Annotated in this window: 19 protein-coding genes; 9 read left to right on the top strand and 10 right to left on the bottom strand. The window is 58.6% G+C overall.

The features are described 5' to 3' along the window. Positions 1 to 15: 15 nt before the first annotated feature. Entirely contained in the window at positions 16 to 198 is a 183-nt protein-coding gene (locus tag HQ912_RS07415; RefSeq protein WP_047227013.1) for a PA3496 family putative envelope integrity protein, read from the top strand. A 56-nt stretch (positions 199 to 254) separates the two neighbouring features. Here HQ912_RS07415 and HQ912_RS07410 read toward each other — a convergent pair whose 3' ends face one another. Next, the gene (locus HQ912_RS07410; RefSeq protein ID WP_047227014.1) at positions 255 to 881 is read right to left on the bottom strand and encodes a response regulator transcription factor; all 627 of its coding nucleotides are present in this window, start codon (positions 879 to 881) and stop codon (positions 255 to 257) included. Between the two features lie 469 nt (positions 882 to 1,350). On the opposite strand from HQ912_RS07410, the gene HQ912_RS27745 reads away from it, so the two are divergent. Further along, positions 1,351 to 1,905: a hypothetical protein gene (locus HQ912_RS27745; RefSeq protein WP_240539595.1), complete on the top strand. Its 555-nt coding sequence runs from the start codon at positions 1,351 to 1,353 to the stop codon at positions 1,903 to 1,905. Here HQ912_RS27745 and HQ912_RS07400 read toward each other — a convergent pair. Further along, positions 1,853 to 3,070 (bottom strand): argininosuccinate synthase, encoded by a 1,218-nt coding sequence (locus HQ912_RS07400; protein ID WP_024779511.1) that lies wholly within the window; start codon positions 3,068 to 3,070, stop codon positions 1,853 to 1,855. The two genes, HQ912_RS27745 and HQ912_RS07400, sit on opposite strands and share 53 nt — an antisense overlap. A gap of 127 nt (positions 3,071 to 3,197) precedes the next feature. Beyond that, the gene (locus tag HQ912_RS07395) at positions 3,198 to 4,160 is read right to left on the bottom strand and encodes a flagellar protein MotY (RefSeq protein ID WP_047227015.1); all 963 of its coding nucleotides are present in this window, start codon (positions 4,158 to 4,160) and stop codon (positions 3,198 to 3,200) included. A gap of 191 nt (positions 4,161 to 4,351) precedes the next feature. Between HQ912_RS07395 and pyrC the strand changes: the two genes are divergently transcribed. Together pyrC and rnt are read left to right on the top strand one after the other, a co-directional pair. Beyond that, positions 4,352 to 5,398, top strand: a complete 1,047-nt coding sequence (gene pyrC, locus HQ912_RS07390) for a dihydroorotase (RefSeq protein WP_047227016.1) — start codon at positions 4,352 to 4,354, stop codon at positions 5,396 to 5,398. Continuing rightward, the gene (rnt, locus tag HQ912_RS07385) at positions 5,395 to 6,072 is read left to right on the top strand and encodes a ribonuclease T (protein WP_047227017.1); all 678 of its coding nucleotides are present in this window, start codon (positions 5,395 to 5,397) and stop codon (positions 6,070 to 6,072) included. The genes pyrC and rnt overlap by 4 nt, the downstream gene beginning before the upstream one ends. A 202-nt stretch (positions 6,073 to 6,274) precedes the next feature. Here the strand turns inward: rnt and HQ912_RS07380 are convergent, their stop codons facing one another. After that, on the bottom strand, positions 6,275 to 6,877 hold the full coding sequence (locus tag HQ912_RS07380; RefSeq protein WP_047227018.1) for a peroxiredoxin: 603 nt from the start codon (positions 6,875 to 6,877) through the stop codon (positions 6,275 to 6,277). Positions 6,878 to 7,180: 303 nt separating this feature from the next. Here HQ912_RS07380 and HQ912_RS07375 point away from each other — a divergent pair, with 303 nt between their 5' ends. Then, a complete protein-coding gene (locus tag HQ912_RS07375) occupies positions 7,181 to 7,399 on the top strand; it encodes a bacterioferritin-associated ferredoxin (RefSeq protein ID WP_173406631.1) in 219 nt (72 codons plus the stop codon). Between the two features lie 199 nt (positions 7,400 to 7,598). After that, positions 7,599 to 8,072, top strand: coding sequence for a bacterioferritin (gene bfr, locus HQ912_RS07370; RefSeq protein ID WP_047227020.1), 474 nt, complete (start codon positions 7,599 to 7,601; stop codon positions 8,070 to 8,072). Positions 8,073 to 8,268: 196 nt separating this feature from the next. Here bfr and grxD read toward each other — a convergent pair whose 3' ends face one another. The 4 genes from grxD to HQ912_RS27740 form a co-directional block, all read right to left on the bottom strand. After that, the gene (gene grxD / locus HQ912_RS07365; RefSeq protein WP_047227021.1) at positions 8,269 to 8,610 is read right to left on the bottom strand and encodes a Grx4 family monothiol glutaredoxin; all 342 of its coding nucleotides are present in this window, start codon (positions 8,608 to 8,610) and stop codon (positions 8,269 to 8,271) included. Between the two features lie 99 nt (positions 8,611 to 8,709). Next, positions 8,710 to 10,818, bottom strand: coding sequence for a molybdopterin oxidoreductase family protein (locus HQ912_RS07360; protein ID WP_076383710.1), 2,109 nt, complete (start codon positions 10,816 to 10,818; stop codon positions 8,710 to 8,712). Positions 10,819 to 10,949: 131 nt separating this feature from the next. Further along, positions 10,950 to 11,237: a hypothetical protein gene (locus HQ912_RS07355; protein ID WP_047227023.1), complete on the bottom strand. Its 288-nt coding sequence runs from the start codon at positions 11,235 to 11,237 to the stop codon at positions 10,950 to 10,952. Positions 11,238 to 11,284: 47 nt separating this feature from the next. Then, positions 11,285 to 11,410: a hypothetical protein gene (locus HQ912_RS27740; RefSeq protein WP_257220644.1), complete on the bottom strand. Its 126-nt coding sequence runs from the start codon at positions 11,408 to 11,410 to the stop codon at positions 11,285 to 11,287. A gap of 194 nt (positions 11,411 to 11,604) precedes the next feature. On the opposite strand from HQ912_RS27740, the gene argF reads away from it, so the two are divergent. Beyond that, complete coding sequence (gene argF, locus HQ912_RS07350) at positions 11,605 to 12,525, top strand: ornithine carbamoyltransferase (RefSeq protein ID WP_047227024.1); 921 nt, start codon at positions 11,605 to 11,607, stop codon at positions 12,523 to 12,525. Beyond that, on the top strand, positions 12,522 to 13,631 hold the full coding sequence (locus HQ912_RS07345) for an ABC transporter ATP-binding protein (protein ID WP_047227025.1): 1,110 nt from the start codon (positions 12,522 to 12,524) through the stop codon (positions 13,629 to 13,631). Before argF ends, HQ912_RS07345 begins: the two co-directional genes overlap by 4 nt. Positions 13,632 to 13,736: 105 nt before the next feature. Here the strand turns inward: HQ912_RS07345 and HQ912_RS07340 are convergent, their stop codons facing one another. Next, on the bottom strand, positions 13,737 to 14,546 hold the full coding sequence (locus tag HQ912_RS07340) for a PhzF family phenazine biosynthesis protein (protein WP_047227026.1): 810 nt from the start codon (positions 14,544 to 14,546) through the stop codon (positions 13,737 to 13,739). Between the two features lie 171 nt (positions 14,547 to 14,717). Next, the gene (gene ybaK / locus HQ912_RS07335; protein WP_076383708.1) at positions 14,718 to 15,188 is read right to left on the bottom strand and encodes a Cys-tRNA(Pro) deacylase; all 471 of its coding nucleotides are present in this window, start codon (positions 15,186 to 15,188) and stop codon (positions 14,718 to 14,720) included. Between the two features lie 320 nt (positions 15,189 to 15,508). On the opposite strand from ybaK, the gene HQ912_RS07330 reads away from it, so the two are divergent. Next, complete coding sequence (locus tag HQ912_RS07330; protein ID WP_047227028.1) at positions 15,509 to 16,360, top strand: MIP/aquaporin family protein; 852 nt, start codon at positions 15,509 to 15,511, stop codon at positions 16,358 to 16,360. The last annotated feature ends 51 nt before the right edge of the window (positions 16,361 to 16,411 follow it).

Below are 16,411 nucleotides of genomic sequence, written 5' to 3'. Positions count from 1 at the left end.
CCTGGAGTCGATCCCATGAGTGCTGACAAAGAACAACTGGATGTAGAAGACGATTTCATCGCCGTTGAGGCCGACGATGTGGAACCTGTGGTCGTCGAAACAGCGAAAACCAATCTGAGCAAACGTCGCACGATTGATAATCTGCTGGAAGAGCGCCGCTTGCAGAAACAACTGGCCGATTACGACTTTGACCTCTGACACGTAAAAGCCTCCCGAATGGAGGCTTTTTACTGAGTACGCGCGGCCGGAAAAACTCACACTAACCCGTTACGCTGCGCCAGTTCGATCAGATCAACCAGCGAGCGGGCATTGAGCTTCAACAACAAGCGTGTCTTGTATGTACTGACGGTCTTGTTGCTCAAGAACATCCCATCGGCAATTTCCTTGTTGGTCTTTCCGCGAGCCAGTTGCTGCAAGACCATCATCTCTCGCCCGGACAGTCGATCGACCATATCGGACTCGCTTGCGTTACCCAGACTCGAACGCACCGTATGCAGCGCCTGATTGGGGAAATAACTGTACCCCGACAGCACCGCCTTGATTGCACTGAGTAACTCGGTGAGGTCCTGCTGCTTGCACACATAACCGGCTGCCCCCGTCTGCATGCAGCGCATCGAAAAATGCCCAGGTGCCTGGGAAGTCAGCACCAGAACTTTCAAAGGTGAAGGGTTGGCGGTCAGGCGTGCGATGACCTCCAGTCCATCCAGTTTCGGAATGCCGATATCCAGAATAACGATATCAGGCATAAGTTCACGGGAAAGTTGCAACGCATCGACGCCATTATCGGTTTCGGCAATAACTTCATATCCATGACGCTCCATTAGCAAACGTACAGCAAGACGAATGACGGGATGATCATCCACGATCAGCACTTTATTCATGGGCAAATCCAACTTCGCTGTTCGAATTTTTAGAGCACGCACAATAGCCTAGTCAATTCTACCTTGGCATGCCGCCCCCCCTGACCGCTCGCACCGAGAGACGCAACCTACAAGCGATACAGAAAAATCCTACAAATCCCCTTGGAAATAATGCGCCATAAATTTGTTTACAGAGGCAAATGGATGCATCAGGGGATCCGCGCCCCTCTAAACAAGCGCTTTTTTCTGCATCCACCCCGTCCCCCAATAGCAAAAAAACACTCGCCTCATAAAAAGTAACTGAATTATTTACCAACACAACCACAAAGGTTTTATTTAAATAAAATTGAATTCACATAAGGAATAAGCGAAATTTATTCAATCCTATTCATGAGGAAACACCACGATCAATACCTTAACCGCGAACTCATCAATTACTCACACCTTCCTAATGCAATCACCGAGCCTGAATATGTTATGAGCATCCACCATGAACAAACCTTCGAAAATCATCACCAACCCCATGACGCTAATCGCTATATTCGCAACTTTGTCCGAGACTTCGGCAGCCATCTCCCTGCCTTTCCTCGACGATCAGGACCGTGAATACTATCTTTGGTTTCTGATCAGCTTTCCGTTCTATCTATTATTTCTTTTTTTTATCACCCTGAACTTTAACTATCGCTCGTTATATTCGCCCTCGGATTTTCGCAAGAGCAAACACTTCATGAAAATCATGGATGATTCGAGCTGTCGGCGCGCACGGTTTTCCCGCCGGGCGCCCAAGGGCAAAGGATGGCTGATCACTGTTCATCCACAGAAAAAACAGCGACGACTGTTCATTTTGGTTATCCCCCGGGCACCGGAAGGCCTGGCCGAGGCCGATCGATCCAAACGCGCAAAACAGCGCCACAACGAACGAGCAGCACAGGGGAAAGGGTCCCCCAAAAAAAACGGCCTGCACATGGCAGGCCGTTTTCATGGAGCCAGGATCAGAACAGCTTGCGACCCTTGTTCGCCGCGATGCGCATGCGCAGGGCGTTGAGCTTGATGAAGCCAGCAGCGTCGGCCTGGTTGTAAGCGCCGCCGTCCTCTTCGAAAGTCGCGATGTTGGCATCGAACAGGGAGTCGTCAGACTTGCGCCCAGTGACGATGACATTGCCCTTGTACAGTTTCAGGCGCACGACGCCATTCACGTTGACCTGGGAGGCATCGATCATCTGTTGCAGCATCAGGCGCTCCGGACTCCACCAGTAACCGGTGTAGATCAGGCTGGCGTACTTGGGCATCAACTCGTCTTTGAGGTGAGCCACTTCGCGGTCCAGGGTGATCGACTCGATCGCGCGGTGAGCACGCAGCATGATGGTGCCGCCCGGGGTCTCGTAGCAGCCGCGGGACTTCATGCCGACATAACGGTTCTCGACGATGTCCAGACGACCGATGCCGTGTTCGCCACCGATACGGTTCAGGGTCGCCAGCACGGTGGCCGGGCTCATTTCCACGCCGTCCAGCGCGACGATATCGCCGTTGCGATAGGTCAGCTCCAGGTATTGCGGGGTGTCAGGAGCCTTCTCCGGGGAGACGGTCCAGCGCCACATGTCTTCTTCGTGCTCGGTCCAGGTGTCTTCCAGCACGCCGCCTTCATAGGAGATGTGCAGCAGGTTGGCATCCATCGAGTACGGGGATTTCTTCTTACCGTGGCGTTCGATCGGGATGGCGTGCTTCTCGGCGTAGTCCATCAGCTTTTCACGGGACAGCAAGTCCCACTCGCGCCACGGCGCGATGACTTTCACGCCGGGCTTGAGGGCATAGGCACCGAGTTCGAAACGCACCTGATCGTTGCCCTTGCCGGTGGCACCGTGGGAAATGGCGTCGGCACCGGTTTCGTTGGCGATTTCGATCAGGCGCTTGGCGATCAACGGACGGGCGATGGAGGTACCCAGCAGGTACTCGCCTTCGTAAACAGTGTTGGCGCGGAACATCGGGAACACGAAGTCACGGACGAACTCTTCGCGCAGGTCATCGATGTAGATCTCTTTGACGCCCATGGCCTGAGCCTTGGCGCGTGCAGGCTCGACTTCTTCGCCCTGCCCCAGGTCAGCGGTGAAGGTCACCACTTCACAGTTATAAGTGTCCTGCAGCCACTTGAGGATCACCGAAGTGTCCAGGCCGCCGGAATACGCCAGAACGACCTTGTTTACGTCCGCCATGCCATCACTCCACGGGTTGTACGGAAAGCCGGGAAGTTTAACGTCCAGCGCGGATAATTTACAGGGGCGCGACAGCTTATGACGACGAAGCGACAGATTATGTGGAGCGCGCGACGATCCTCACGGGTCAGGATGTCCGCGCGGCGGTGGCTGCAGTGGGCTGGGCCGGTGTCGCGGTCGGCGTCGGAGCCTTGGCAGGGGGCGCGGCGGGTGTAGCCTGCGGTGCCGGCGCTTCAGGCACCGCCACACGCTCCAGGCGCACGGCCACACGACGGTTCTTGGCGCGATTGGCGGCACTGGTGTTGGGCACCAGGGGGTAACGTTCGCCGTGGAACCGCACGGTGATCTGCGACTCTTGAAAGCCGTTGGCCTTGAAGAAGTCCTGGACCGCCAGGGCACGGCGACGAGACAGCTCACGATTGGTCAATCGATTGCCGCTATTGTCGGAGTGACCGTCGAGTTCGACATGGTTGACGGTCGGGTCGGCTTTGATGAAGTCGATCATCACCTGCAACTGAGCCTTGGCCCGGGCATCGAGCTCAACGCCTTCGCCGGGAAAGCCGATCTGAGATTGCTTCACCTGCTCGAAATTCTTCGGCAACAGTTTTGCCACGCAGCCCTGGTAATCACTGAAGGCCTTGTTGAAGCGCACGGGCAGCAGCCGGACTTCCGAAACCCGCCCGTCCCCCGTGTTACGCCGTACCACTGGGCTGCGCCCTTCCATCAGCCCGCTGATCAAGCGGCCCGCCTGGACCTGAGAGCTGTTGAAGAGCACATCGCCGCTGCCGAGCCTGACCGAGCCCAGGTTGATGTCGCCCCGTCCCGGCTGCCAAGGCGCGGCGGCCGCCAGCAGGATGGCCGAACCACCACCGAGCATCGGGTTATGGGACTTGAGCCGGAAGATCGCCTGCTCGCCGGCCCGGCGCACGAATTCGCCGCTGCCGAAATCGGTGACCGGCTGACTCAGCCGGCACTCGAACTTGTCGCCTTCGACCGTCCACTCAATGCTCTCCAGACGGGTCTGGAAAGTGAGCGCCATGGCGGGAAGGCTGGCAAACACACTGAGCAAGGCTAAATAACGCTGGCGCACGGGCGGCTCCAATGGCTTTTATACAAAGATCGACACACGTTGAGAGTATGACGCCTGTCCGGGGCGCCTTACGGATTCGTGGCACACCTGTAGGAGCTATCGGTAACTTGCGCCAGAACTTGATAGCGGGTGCCTGAATCGGTCTTTTCCGGTAGCATTCCCCAGAGTTTGACCCGCCTGGAAGCCCCCCAATGTCCGACCGCCTGACCCTGCTGCGTCCCGACGACTGGCATATTCATCTTCGCGATGGTGCTGTGTTGACCCATACCGTCGCCGATGTCGCGCGCACCTTCGGGCGCGCAATCATCATGCCGAACCTGGTTCCGCCAGTGCGCAACGCCATCGAGGCCGACGGCTATCGCCAGCGAATCCTGGCCGCACGCCCGGCCGGCAGCCGTTTCGAACCGCTGATGGTGCTTTACCTCACCGACCGTACGCAGCCCGAAGAAATACGCGAGGCCAAGGCCAGCGGCTTCGTCCATGCCGCCAAGCTGTACCCCGCCGGCGCCACCACCAACTCGGACTCCGGCGTCACCAGCATCGACAAGATTTTCCCGGCGCTGGAGGCCATGGCCGAAGTCGGGATGCCGTTGCTGATCCACGGTGAAGTCACTCGTGGCGACGTCGACGTGTTCGACCGCGAAAAAATCTTCATCGATGAGCACATGCGTCGTGTCGTGGAGCGCTTCCCGACGCTCAAGGTGGTGTTCGAACACATCACCACCGGTGATGCCGTGCAGTTCGTCAACGAAGCCCCGGCGAACGTTGGCGCGACCATTACCGCGCATCACCTGCTGTACAACCGCAACCATATGCTGGTGGGCGGGATCCGGCCGCACTTCTATTGCCTGCCGATCCTCAAGCGCAACACCCATCAAGAAGCCTTGCTCGACGCTGCCACCAGCGGCAGCGCCAAGTTCTTCCTCGGCACGGACTCGGCGCCCCATGCCCGGCACGCCAAGGAAGCGGCCTGCGGTTGCGCTGGCTGCTACACCGCCTATGCCGCCATCGAGATGTATGCCGAGGCGTTCGAGCAGCGCAATGCGCTGGACAAACTCGAAGGCTTCGCCAGCCTCCACGGCCCGCGCTTCTATGGCCTGCCGGTGAACACCGATCGTATTACCCTGGTTCGCGACGAGTGGACCGCCCCCGCCAGCCTGCCTTTTGGCGAGCTGACTGTTATCCCGCTGCGCGCCGGTGAAAAACTGCGCTGGCGCCTGCTGGAGGAAAGTGTGTGAGTGAAGATCATTTCGACGACGAGCTGGACGGCAACGGTGGTTCGGGCGCTGCCCGTCACCCCATGGCAGCCCGCTTCCGGGGCTACCTGCCGGTCGTGGTCGACGTAGAAACCGGCGGTTTCAACTCTGCCACCGATGCGCTGCTGGAAATCGCTGCGACCACCATTGGCATGGACGAAAAAGGTTTTGTGTTCCCTGATCACACCTATTTCTTCCGCGTCGAACCGTTCGAAGGCGCCAACATCGAGGCGGCAGCCCTGGAGTTCACCGGGATCAAGCTTGATCACCCATTGCGCATGGCGGTGAGTGAAGAGACGGCCCTGACGGACATTTTCCGAGGCGTGCGCAAGGCTTTGAAGGCCAACGGCTGCAAACGGGCGATCCTGGTCGGCCACAACAGCAGCTTCGACCTGGGCTTTCTCAATGCGGCGGTGGCGCGCCTGGACATGAAGCGCAACCCGTTCCATCCGTTTTCCAGCTTCGACACCGCGACGCTTGCCGGCCTGGCATACGGCCAGACCGTGTTGGCCAAGGCCTGCCAGGCAGCCGATATCGACTTTGATGGCCGTGAAGCCCACTCGGCCCGCTACGACACCGAGAAGACGGCCGAGCTGTTCTGCGGCATCGTCAATCGCTGGAAAGAAATGGGTGGCTGGCAGGATTTCGACGACTGATGTGCTGAGTAAGCATCAGGACGGTGCGAGCAAGGCTTGCCCGCGATGAAAACGACACGGTATCCCAGAGATACCGAGGCGCCTGTATCGCGAGCAAGCTTTGCTCCCACAGCTGTTTCTGGTGTTTTTAAACAATTGGGATAAATCCTTCCCCATAAAAAAACCGGCCCATCGAGGGCCGGTTTTTTTGTGCCTGTTGCGCTTACAGCTTGTCGCTGTGCTCGCCCAGGTAGGCGGCAACGCCTTCAGGGGATGCGGTCATGCCCTTGTCGCCTTTTTTCCAGTTGGCTGGGCACACTTCGCCGTGCTCTTCGTGGAATTGCAGCGCGTCGACCAGACGGATCAGCTCTTCCATGTTACGGCCCAGTGGCAGGTCGTTGATGATCTGCGAACGGACAACGCCCTTGTCGTCGATCAGGAACGCGCCACGGAAGGCCACGCCGCCTTCGGACTCAACGTCATAGGCCTTGGCGATTTCGTGCTTCATGTCGGCAGCCATGGTGTATTTCACCTGGCCGATACCACCAGCGTTGATAGCCGTGTTGCGCCAGGCGTTGTGGGTGAAGTGCGAGTCGATCGAAACGGCAACCACTTCAACGTTGCGGGCCTTGAAGTCGTCCATGCGGTGATCCAGCGCGATCAGCTCGGATGGGCAGACGAAGGTGAAGTCCAGCGGGTAGAAGAACACCAGGCCGTATTTGCCTTTGATGGCCGAGGACAGGGTGAAGCTGTCGACGATTTCGCCGTTGCCGAGCACGGCCGGGACGGTGAAGTCAGGGGCTTGTTTGCCTACGAGTACGCTCATTGGATATCTCCTGGTGAATAACGTGAAAACAAGGTCCGGGCCAGCCTGCCACCCTCAGGCGACAGCCCTGTGACACGAACCCGCTTGCAAGGGCCGATCATCATACACCGCGAATTTGGACTGTCTTCAACGGTTTTTCGGCGAGTCCAAAAATCCTTTCCCTTGGCATGCCCCCTCATTGGCCCCGGATAAAAAACCGTTCGTCAGCTCTGGCCCAAGGGTTTCAGAAACCACTTTGACAATCATTCTCGTTAACATTAAGATCCGTCTCAATTGAGTCACAACCAGCGACGGTTCTTACTTATGTATGTTTGCCTCTGCACTGGCGTCACCGACGGACAAATCCGCGAAGCGATCTATGAAGGCTGCTGCAGCTACCGCGAAGTCCGCCAAGCCACCGGCGTAGCCAGCCAATGCGGCAAATGTGCGTGCCTGGCCAAGGAAGTGGTTCGCGAAACCCTTGCCAAAATGCAAACGGCCCAGACCTCGATTCCCTATCCGGTAGAATTTACTGCCGCTTAAATCCAGCTTCTTGAAGAACCGGGCTCAATGTCCGGTTTTTTTATGCCTTTAAATCAAGCGCTTAGCCTCTAGACGCGGAACACAAACATTCTTATTCCGATTAATTTTCATTTATTATTCAATAACTTAGGTTTGACACTCGTCAGTGCGCGGCTCAAACTCAGCCCTATACACAGCTATTACAGGGCAGGCCCTCACCATGAAAGGCGACGTTACAGTCATCCAGCATCTCAACAAGATCCTCGCCAATGAGCTGGTCGCGATCAACCAATACTTCCTGCATGCGCGCATGTATGAGGATTGGGGCCTGAACAAGCTGGGCAAGCACGAGTACCACGAGTCCATCGACGAGATGAAACACGCGGACAAGCTGATCAAGCGCATCCTGTTCCTCGAAGGTCTACCGAACGTCCAGGACCTGGGCAAGCTGCACATCGGCGAACACACTCAAGAAATGCTCAAGTGCGATCTGACGATCGAGCGTGCCGGCCACGCCGACCTGAAAGTCGCCATCGCCCATTGCGAGAGCGTTGGCGACTTCGGCAGCCGCGAACTGCTTGAAGACATCCTCGAGTCCGAGGAAGAACACATCGACTGGCTGGAAACCCAACTGGGCCTGATCGACAAAGTGGGTCTTGAGAACTACCTGCAATCGCAGATGGGCGAAGAGTAACTTCCCCAAAAGCAAGCCAATAAAAAGCCCCGCCCTCTTTCCAGAGGCGGGGCTTTTTACTGCCTGGATTTCCAGGCCACAGCGCAAAACCTTTGTGGGAGCGAGCCTGCTCGCGATAGCGGTCTATCAGTCACAACACGTTGACTGACACGCCCTCATCGCGAGCAGGCTCGCTCCCACATTGTTTGTCCGTGAATCAGGCTTCTGTCTTGTTCGCAGCCGCTTTTTCGGCAGCAGCCTTGATCGTGGCCTGCAAAGAGCCGTCGGCCGCCATCTCGGTCATGATATCGCTACCGCCGATCAGCTCACCGGCCACCCACAGTTGCGGGAAAGTTGGCCAGTTGGCGTACTTGGGCAGGTTGGCGCGGATTTCCGGGTTCTGCAGGATGTCCACGTAGGCAAACTTCTCGCCACACGCCATCACAGCCTGAGCAGCCTTGGCCGAGAAGCCGCACTGTGGCGCATTCGGCGAGCCTTTCATGTAAAGCAGGATGGTGTTGTTGGCAATCTGGTCTTTAATCGTTTCGATGATATCCACGGAGCACCTCGGCTTAAACTTTGCGACTTCAGTTGTCGACACGGTGGCGCATTGTAACGGAAAGCCGAGCACGCTGCTCGGTCTCCCCGAGAGACAAATTCACGCAGCCACCACCTTCACCGGAACCCCATTGAGCGCTGCATTGCCAGACAACTCATCCAGCTGACAGTCATCGGTCAGGTCATTGGCGCTCGAACCGGGCTGGGCGCTGGCAATGGTCATCTGCACGCCCGGCCGGGCATGGCCCCAACCGTGGGGCAGGCTGACCACGCCTTTCATCATGTCCAGGCTACCCTGCACCTCGACTTCAAGCATACCCACCCGCGAACTGACTTTCACCCGCTGCCCGTCGCTCAACCCGCGACTGCTCAGATCCTCCGGGTGCATCAGCAATTGATGACGCGGCTTGCCCTTCACCAGGCGGTGGAAATTGTGCATCCAGGAGTTATTGCTGCGCACATGACGTCGGCCAATCATCAGCAACTCATCCGCCTGTGGTGCCTGCAACCCGGCAAAGCGCGTGAGGTCGGCAAGAATGACCGCCGGTGCAGCCTGCACTCGCTGGTTTTCGGTTTTCAAGCGTGGCGCCAGGTTGGGCTTGAGGGCGCCCAGGTCGATGCCATGGGGATGGTCGAACAAGGTCGCCAGGGACAGCTTATGCGGCGAGGCGTCGCCATAGGCGCCGGCACGAAGGCCGAAATCGATCATTTGCGCCGGCGGCATGGTCGGTTTGAGTTCCTTGCCGGTTCGGGCAGCGAAAGCCTTGGCCAGACCGACGAAAATTTCCCAGTCGTGCAGCGCCCCTTCGGGCTTGGGCAGGATCGCTCGGTTGAAACGGGTCACGTTGCGCACCGCGAACAGGTTGAACGTGGTGTCGTAATGGTCGTTTTCCAGGGCCGAGGTGGATGGCAGGATCAGGTCGGCGTAGCGCGTGGTTTCGTTGATGTACAGATCGACGCTGACCATGAACTCCAACCCGTCCAGCGCCTGCTCCAGTTGCCGTCCGTTGGGAGTGGACAGCACCGGGTTGCCCGCCACGGTGACCAGCGCACGAATCTGGCCTTCGCCCTCGGTGAGCATTTCCTCGGCCAGAGCCGAAACCGGCAACTCGCCCGCGTACTCGGGACGCCCGGACACCCGGCTTTGCCAGCGATTGAAATGCCCTCCCGAGGTGGTCGCAACCAGGTCCACCGCAGGCTCGGTACACAGGGCCCCACCGACCCGGTCAAGATTGCCGGTCACCAGGTTGATCAGCTGAATCAGCCAGTGGCACAGCGTGCCGAACGCCTGGGTCGAGACGCCCATCCGCCCATAACAGACCGCTGAAGGCGCGGCAGCGAAGTCCCGGGCCAACTGCCGAATCTGCGTAGCTGGCACAGCACAGAGCGGGCTCATCGCTTCAGCCGTGAAGGTCGCGACGGCCTGGCGCACGTCTTCCAGGCCATCCACCGGCAGGTGACTGTCACGGGTCAAACCCTCGCTGAACAGGGTATTGAGCACACCAGACAGCAAAGCGGCATCGCCACCCGGGCGCACGAACACATGCTGGTCGGCAATAGCCGCCGTTTCGCTGCGACGCGGATCGACCACCACCACTTTACCGCCACGGGCCTGGATCGCCTTGAGGCGTTTTTCCACGTCCGGCACGGTCATGATGCTGCCATTGGAGGCCAGCGGGTTGCCGCCCAGGATCAACATGAAGTCGGTGTGATCGATGTCCGGTATCGGCAACAACAGGCCGTGACCGTACATCAGGTGACTGGTCAGGTGGTGAGGCAGTTGGTCCACCGAAGTCGCCGAAAATCGGCTGCGCGTCTTCAGCAGGCCCAAAAAATAGTTGCTGTGGGTCATCAGCCCATAGTTATGCACACTGGGATTGCCCTGGTAGACCGCTACCGCGTTCTGACCGTGGCGTTCCTGGATGCCCGCCAGACGTTCGGCCACCAGCGCGAAGGCATCGTCCCACGCAATAGGCTGCCACTCGCTACCGACCCGCCGCATGGGCTGGCGCAGGCGATCCGGATCGTTCTGAATATCCTGCAGCGCTACCGCCTTGGGGCAGATGTGGCCGCGACTGAAGCTGTCCAGTGGATCGCCCTTGATCGAGGTGATCGCCAGGCCCTGGCCTTCGGTCTCGGTGGTTTCAAGGGTCAAGCCACAGATGGCTTCGCACAGATGGCACGCACGGTGGTGGAGAGTCTTGGTCATGGCCAGCCTCTATTTTATTCGTAACGGGCGCTTTCGGCCGCGGGAACAAAACTATGGCGCGTGATCCCCCCCTGCGCCAGCGACGTTCGTCCTGTGAATTGCCGTGCATCAGGCCCGCCGATGCAGTGAGCTCAAGGCTGCTCGGAAGGCGGCGCCAGCAACTGGATTTCCTCGATGGTTTCCACTTGCTCGTGAGCAATGGGCACGCCCGTCAACTCTCCGATCAATCGCCAATGCTCGTCGAGCCCGCTGCTGATGGTGGCCATGCGATCGATCATGCGTCGGCCTGCTGCCTTGGTCACCTCGTCATCGCTGCGCAGCAACTCGAATGACATGGACGTCACCGAGGCGGTCAGGTGAGTCAGGGAGCGCGCTGTCAGCCCCAGTAGTTCCATCAGTTGTTGCTCTTTCGAATCCATTTCGGGGCTCCTGCGTCTGAGGTTCATTTATAACCCAGGCCCTGGCATTAGGAAATATTCACGCCCAGGAACAGGCCGGCCAAATCATTCAATAACGCCCCGGTTTGATTGCCAAGCTGCGCAAGGCCGGTGTACAAATGGGTGGCTGCTGTCAGGAAACCGGCTTCATACATGTCTTCGCCAACCTGCTATGACCTCGCTGAAATCCCCTAAAACTGTAGCCCTATTGGTAAGACGCGACATTTCCTTATAAGATCGCGCCTTCCCCTATTTCGTCGCCCCGTGCGGCTTTTGCCGCAGGTCTCGCCCGTTTTTTCATGAAACAAGGCTTTGAGCATCTGCGATCAGTGACAAAAGGTAGTCAATCATGAGCGCAAGGCACTTTCTCTCCCTGATGGATTTCACGCCCGACGAGTTGCTCGGCGTGATCCGTCGAGGCGTGGAGCTCAAGGACCTGCGTAATCGCGGCGTACTGTTCGAGCCCCTGAAAAACCGTGTGCTGGGGATGATCTTCGAGAAGTCATCGACCCGCACCCGTATTTCTTTCGAAGCCGGCATGATCCAGCTCGGCGGCCAGGCAATCTTCCTGTCGCCCCGCGACACCCAGCTGGGCCGGGGCGAACCGATCGGCGACTGCGCCATCGTCATGTCGAGCATGCTTGATGCGGTGATGATCCGTACCTTCGCCCACAGCACGCTGACTGAGTTTGCGGCGCACTCGCGCGTACCGGTGATCAATGGTCTGTCCGATGACTTGCACCCCTGCCAGTTGCTGGCCGACATGCAGACGTTCCTCGAACACCGCGGCTCGATCCAGGGCAAGACCGTGGCCTGGGTCGGCGATGGCAACAACATGTGCAACAGCTATATAGAAGCCGCGATCCAGTTCGACTTCCAGCTGCGCATCGCCTGCCCGGAAGGCTACGACCCCAGTGCCGAACTGGTGGCCAAGGCCGGGAGCCGGGTGACCATCGTCCGTGATCCGAAACAGGCCGTGGCCGGCGCGCACCTGGTGAGCACTGATGTCTGGACCTCCATGGGCCAGGAAGAAGAAACCGCCAAGCGTCTGAAACTGTTCGCGCCACTTCAGGTCAACCGCGCCCTGCTCGACCTGGCGGACGCTGACGTGCTGTTCATGCACTGCCTGCCGGCCCATCGCGGCGAGGAGATCAGCGTCGACCTGCTGGACGATCCACGCTCCGTGGCATGGGATCAGGCAGAAAATCGCCTTCACGCACAAAAGGCCTTGCTCGAGTTTCTGGTCGAGCCGGCGTACCACCACGCATGAGCCATACCCTGCTACTGAACCTGCAGAACCTGACTTGCGGTTATCAAAACCAGCGCGTCGTCCAGAACCTCAACCTGCACCTCAATGCCGGGGATATCGGTTGCCTGCTCGGCTCGTCCGGGTGTGGCAAGACCACGACGCTGCGAGCCATCGCCGGTTTCGAACCGGTACAGGAAGGTGAGATCCAGCTGGCGGGGGAAACCATCTCCCGCGCCGGTTTCACCCTCGCCCCGGAAAAACGCCGCATCGGCATGGTATTTCAGGACTATGCGCTGTTCCCTCACCTGAGCGTGGCGGAGAACATTGCGTTTGGCATTCGCAAGCATCCGGACAAGGACCGCGTGGTCGAGGAACTGCTGGAGCTGGTCAACCTGAAGAGCCTGGGCAAGCGCTTTCCCCATGAACTGTCCGGGGGTCAGCAACAACGTGTGGCCCTGGCTCGCGCCCTGGCGCCGGAACCGCAATTGCTGCTGCTCGACGAACCGTTCTCCAATCTCGATGGTGAGCTCAGACGCAAGCTCAGCCATGAAGTGCGGGACATTCTCAAGGTCCGCGGCACCAGCGCGATTCTGGTAACCCACGATCAGGAAGAAGCCTTCGCGGTGAGCGACCATGTCGGGGTATTCAAGGAGGGTCGGCTGGAACAGTGGGATACGCCCTACAATCTGTACCATGAACCGCTGACGCCATTTGTCGCCAGCTTCATTGGCCAGGGTTACTTCATTCGCGGCCAGCTCGACAGCCCGGAATCGGTGCAAACCGAGCTGGGTATCCTGCGCGGCAATCGGGCCTACACCTGGCCCATCGGTGGTGCGGTGGATGTGCTGCTGCGCCCGGACGATATCGTCTACGCACCGGACAGTCCGCTCACAGGCAGGATTGTCGGCAAGACGTTCCTGGGGGCTTCAACCCTGTATCGCCTGCAATTGCCGACCGGAGCGCAGCTGGAATCCATTTTCCCGAGCCATGCCGACCATCTGGTGGGGGACAACGTCGGCATCCGCGTAGCGGCTGAACACTTGGTGTTGTTCCAGGCGTCAGGGAGCACGGCGGCCCATATACCCCCCGTGGAAAGCGGTGTGCGGCGCTACAGTACTGCCAGCTAGAAGCAATTGTGGGAGCGAGCCTGCTCGCGATGGCGTAGGCATATTCAGCATCGATGCAAGCTGAACCAACGCTATCGCGAGCAGGCTCGCTCCCACATTTTGACCTCAGAGATTTGAGATGAGGTTACCGGCTCCCCCCAACATCAACGTCCCACTGGCCACCAACGTCGCATTCCCGCCAATCTTCACCCGCTCTCCCTCAAGTCGGCAGAACAGTTCGCCGCCCCTGGCCGAGCACTGATAAGCCGTCAGCCCCAGCTTGCCCAAGCGCCGAGACCAGTAAGGAATCAGGCTGCAATGGGTCGAGCCCGTGACCGGATCTTCATTGATGCCAATCGCCGGGGCGAAATAACGCGAGACAAAATCATGCCGGCTTCCCGGCGCAGTCACGATTGCGCCCGGCCACGGCAGCTTCGCCAGGGCCGCCATGTCCGGCTTGCAATCGAGCACCGCCTGCTCCGACTCCAGCACGACGAACAGTTCGTTGGAGCTCAACACGTCCACCGCTTCCACGCCCAGGGCAGCCTGGACCACCAGGGATGCACCCAACTCGCTGGGGACGATGGCTGGAAAATCCAGCCATAGCCGATCACCTTCGCGAGTGACGCTCAACGCCCCGGATCGACAGATGAAGTCCAGTCGCTCGACGGTTTCGTGATAGACCTCGAACAGCACATGGGCGCTGGCCAAGGTGGCATGCCCGCACAACGGTACCTCGGTGGTGGGCGTGAACCAGCGGATATGCCAATGCTGGCCTTCACGCACCAGAAAGGCCGTTTCAGCCAGGTTATGTTCGGCGGCGATCCTTTGCATCAAGTCATCGGCCAGCCAGGCGTCGAGCCGATAGACCATCGCCGGATTGCCGCCAAACGGCCGATCACTGAACGCATCGACTTGATGAAACGCAAGCTGCATGGCACTTCTCCTTGTTATTGATGCATGAGCATGAGTGCCCAGCTACTGCTTTTCCAGTGACAGATCCGACGAATTTTCACCCTACAGCCCAGGACGAAGGCCCCGGCAGCCACCCAAGCCTAAGCCCGACACCATTATGACAACGGTACTTGCTCACGCCCTGCGCCGGTTTCAAGCACGCCCGATATCCGCAAACGCCGCCCCGGTATGCTCGGCCAGTACCGCAGGCGCCAGCTCTACCTCCAGCCCGCGCCTTCCGGCACTGACAAAGATGCTGGCGAACGGCTGGGCAGAACTGTCGATAAAAGTGCGAAGACGTTTTTTCTGCCCCAATGGACTGATACCACCGAGCAGATAACCGGTCGAACGCTGGGCGGCCGCGGGGTCGGCCATCTCGACTTTCTTTACGCCGGCGGCATGGGCCAGGGCTTTCAAATCCAGGCTGCCGACCACGGGCACCACCGCCACCAACAACTCGTGTTTTTCGCTGGCTGCCAACAACGTCTTGAAGACCTGCGCCGGATCCAGTCCAAGCTTTTCTGCCGCTTCCAAACCATAGGAGGCTGCCTTGGGATCGTGTTCATAACTGTGAATGCGATGCTCGGCGCGCACCTTTTTAAGCAGATCCAATGCCGGGGTCATGATCGCTCCTGAGGAAATTCGAATAAGCGTGGCCGGATTCTAAGTCATCGTCGGCCAAAAGGCGCTGGAACTGGGCTGCCAACCCCAGTGACTTAGCGTGAGCGAAACAGTCATTCACACCACGAATAGTTTAAATGTGACCAATGGTTCACTTTCGACCTTTGACACCAGCGTTTCTTGTCTATATTTTTTCGAAACTGAAAACAGAAATTCAGGTCTCAACCAACACCCCGAGTTCAGGATGAGGATCCTGCCTCGGCGCTGAACGCGCGATCGGGCTTTACCGGACGCGCCAGACAACAACAAAAACCGAGGTTCGAATGACAATTGCTTTACAACAGCCACCCCTTTCCAGCCAATGCCTGGCCGAATTCCTGGGGACTGCCCTGCTGATTTTCTTCGGCACTGGCTGCGTTGCAGCGCTCAAGGTCGCGGGTGCGAGTTTCGGTCTGTGGGAAATCAGTATCATCTGGGGTGTCGGTGTCAGCATGGCGATCTACCTCAGTGCCGGCGTTTCCGGCGCACACCTGAACCCCGCCGTCAGCATCGCGCTGTGTATTTTCACCGACTTTGAAAAGCGTAAGTTGCCCTTCTACATTATTTGCCAGGTGGCCGGCGCCTTTTGTGGCGCGCTGCTGGTCTACACGCTGTACAGCAATCTATTCTTCGATTTCGAACAGTCCCGGCAAATGATTCGTGGCTCAGAAGCCAGCCTTGAACTGGCCTCGGTGTTCTCCACTTATCCACACCCGGCGCTGTCCACTGGCCAGGCGTTTCTGGTGGAGGTGATCATCACCGCCATTCTGATGGGCGTGATCATGTCCCTGACCGATGACAACAATGGCCTGCCCCGCGGCCCGCTGGCGCCACTGCTGATCGGCCTGCTGATCGCGGTAATTGGCAGCTCGATGGGACCGCTGACGGGCTTCGCGATGAATCCGGCGCGAGACTTCGGCCCTAAACTAATGACTTTCTTCACCGGGTGGGGTGAAATTTCCCTCACGGGTGGACGCGACATCCCGTACTTCCTGGTTCCGATTTTTGCACCGATCGTGGGTGCATGCCTGGGCGCTGCGGCCTATCGCGGGTTGATTGCCCGCCATCTGCCCAGCGCCGTGGCTGTTACAAAGGATGCAAAACCGGCCATTGACGGCAAACCCAGAACATCCTGAAACAATCGGCGCACACTCTGCCCGCTCAAGCGTGCGCCAGGCCTCACCCCT

The sequence above is a fragment of the Pseudomonas sp. MPDS genome, from assembly GCF_013283895.1.
Lineage (GTDB): Bacteria > Pseudomonadota > Gammaproteobacteria > Pseudomonadales > Pseudomonadaceae > Aquipseudomonas > Aquipseudomonas rhizophila.
Note: the sequence above shows the minus strand (reverse complement) of the source record. Positions and strands in the feature narration are given on the sequence as shown.

Excerpts from the sequence above, each read along its gene's own strand:
- HQ912_RS07415 (WP_047227013.1), top strand. The coding sequence starts at position 16 with ATGAGTGCTGACAAAGAACAACTGGATGTAGAAGACGATTTCATCGCC.
- HQ912_RS07410 (WP_047227014.1), bottom strand. The coding sequence starts at position 881 with ATGAATAAAGTGCTGATCGTGGATGATCATCCCGTCATTCGTCTTGCT.
- HQ912_RS27745 (WP_240539595.1), top strand. The coding sequence starts at position 1,351 with ATGAACAAACCTTCGAAAATCATCACCAACCCCATGACGCTAATCGCT.
- HQ912_RS07400 (WP_024779511.1), bottom strand. The coding sequence starts at position 3,070 with ATGGCGGACGTAAACAAGGTCGTTCTGGCGTATTCCGGCGGCCTGGAC.
- pyrC (WP_047227016.1), top strand. The coding sequence starts at position 4,352 with ATGTCCGACCGCCTGACCCTGCTGCGTCCCGACGACTGGCATATTCAT.
- HQ912_RS07380 (WP_047227018.1), bottom strand. The coding sequence starts at position 6,877 with ATGAGCGTACTCGTAGGCAAACAAGCCCCTGACTTCACCGTCCCGGCC.
- HQ912_RS07375 (WP_173406631.1), top strand. The coding sequence starts at position 7,181 with ATGTATGTTTGCCTCTGCACTGGCGTCACCGACGGACAAATCCGCGAA.
- bfr (WP_047227020.1), top strand. The coding sequence starts at position 7,599 with ATGAAAGGCGACGTTACAGTCATCCAGCATCTCAACAAGATCCTCGCC.
- HQ912_RS07360 (WP_076383710.1), bottom strand. The coding sequence starts at position 10,818 with ATGACCAAGACTCTCCACCACCGTGCGTGCCATCTGTGCGAAGCCATC.
- HQ912_RS07355 (WP_047227023.1), bottom strand. The coding sequence starts at position 11,237 with ATGGATTCGAAAGAGCAACAACTGATGGAACTACTGGGGCTGACAGCG.
- HQ912_RS27740 (WP_257220644.1), bottom strand. The coding sequence starts at position 11,410 with ATGTATGAAGCCGGTTTCCTGACAGCAGCCACCCATTTGTACACCGGC.
- argF (WP_047227024.1), top strand. The coding sequence starts at position 11,605 with ATGAGCGCAAGGCACTTTCTCTCCCTGATGGATTTCACGCCCGACGAG.
- HQ912_RS07345 (WP_047227025.1), top strand. The coding sequence starts at position 12,522 with ATGAGCCATACCCTGCTACTGAACCTGCAGAACCTGACTTGCGGTTAT.
- HQ912_RS07340 (WP_047227026.1), bottom strand. The coding sequence starts at position 14,546 with ATGCAGCTTGCGTTTCATCAAGTCGATGCGTTCAGTGATCGGCCGTTT.
- ybaK (WP_076383708.1), bottom strand. The coding sequence starts at position 15,188 with ATGACCCCGGCATTGGATCTGCTTAAAAAGGTGCGCGCCGAGCATCGC.
- HQ912_RS07330 (WP_047227028.1), top strand. The coding sequence starts at position 15,509 with ATGACAATTGCTTTACAACAGCCACCCCTTTCCAGCCAATGCCTGGCC.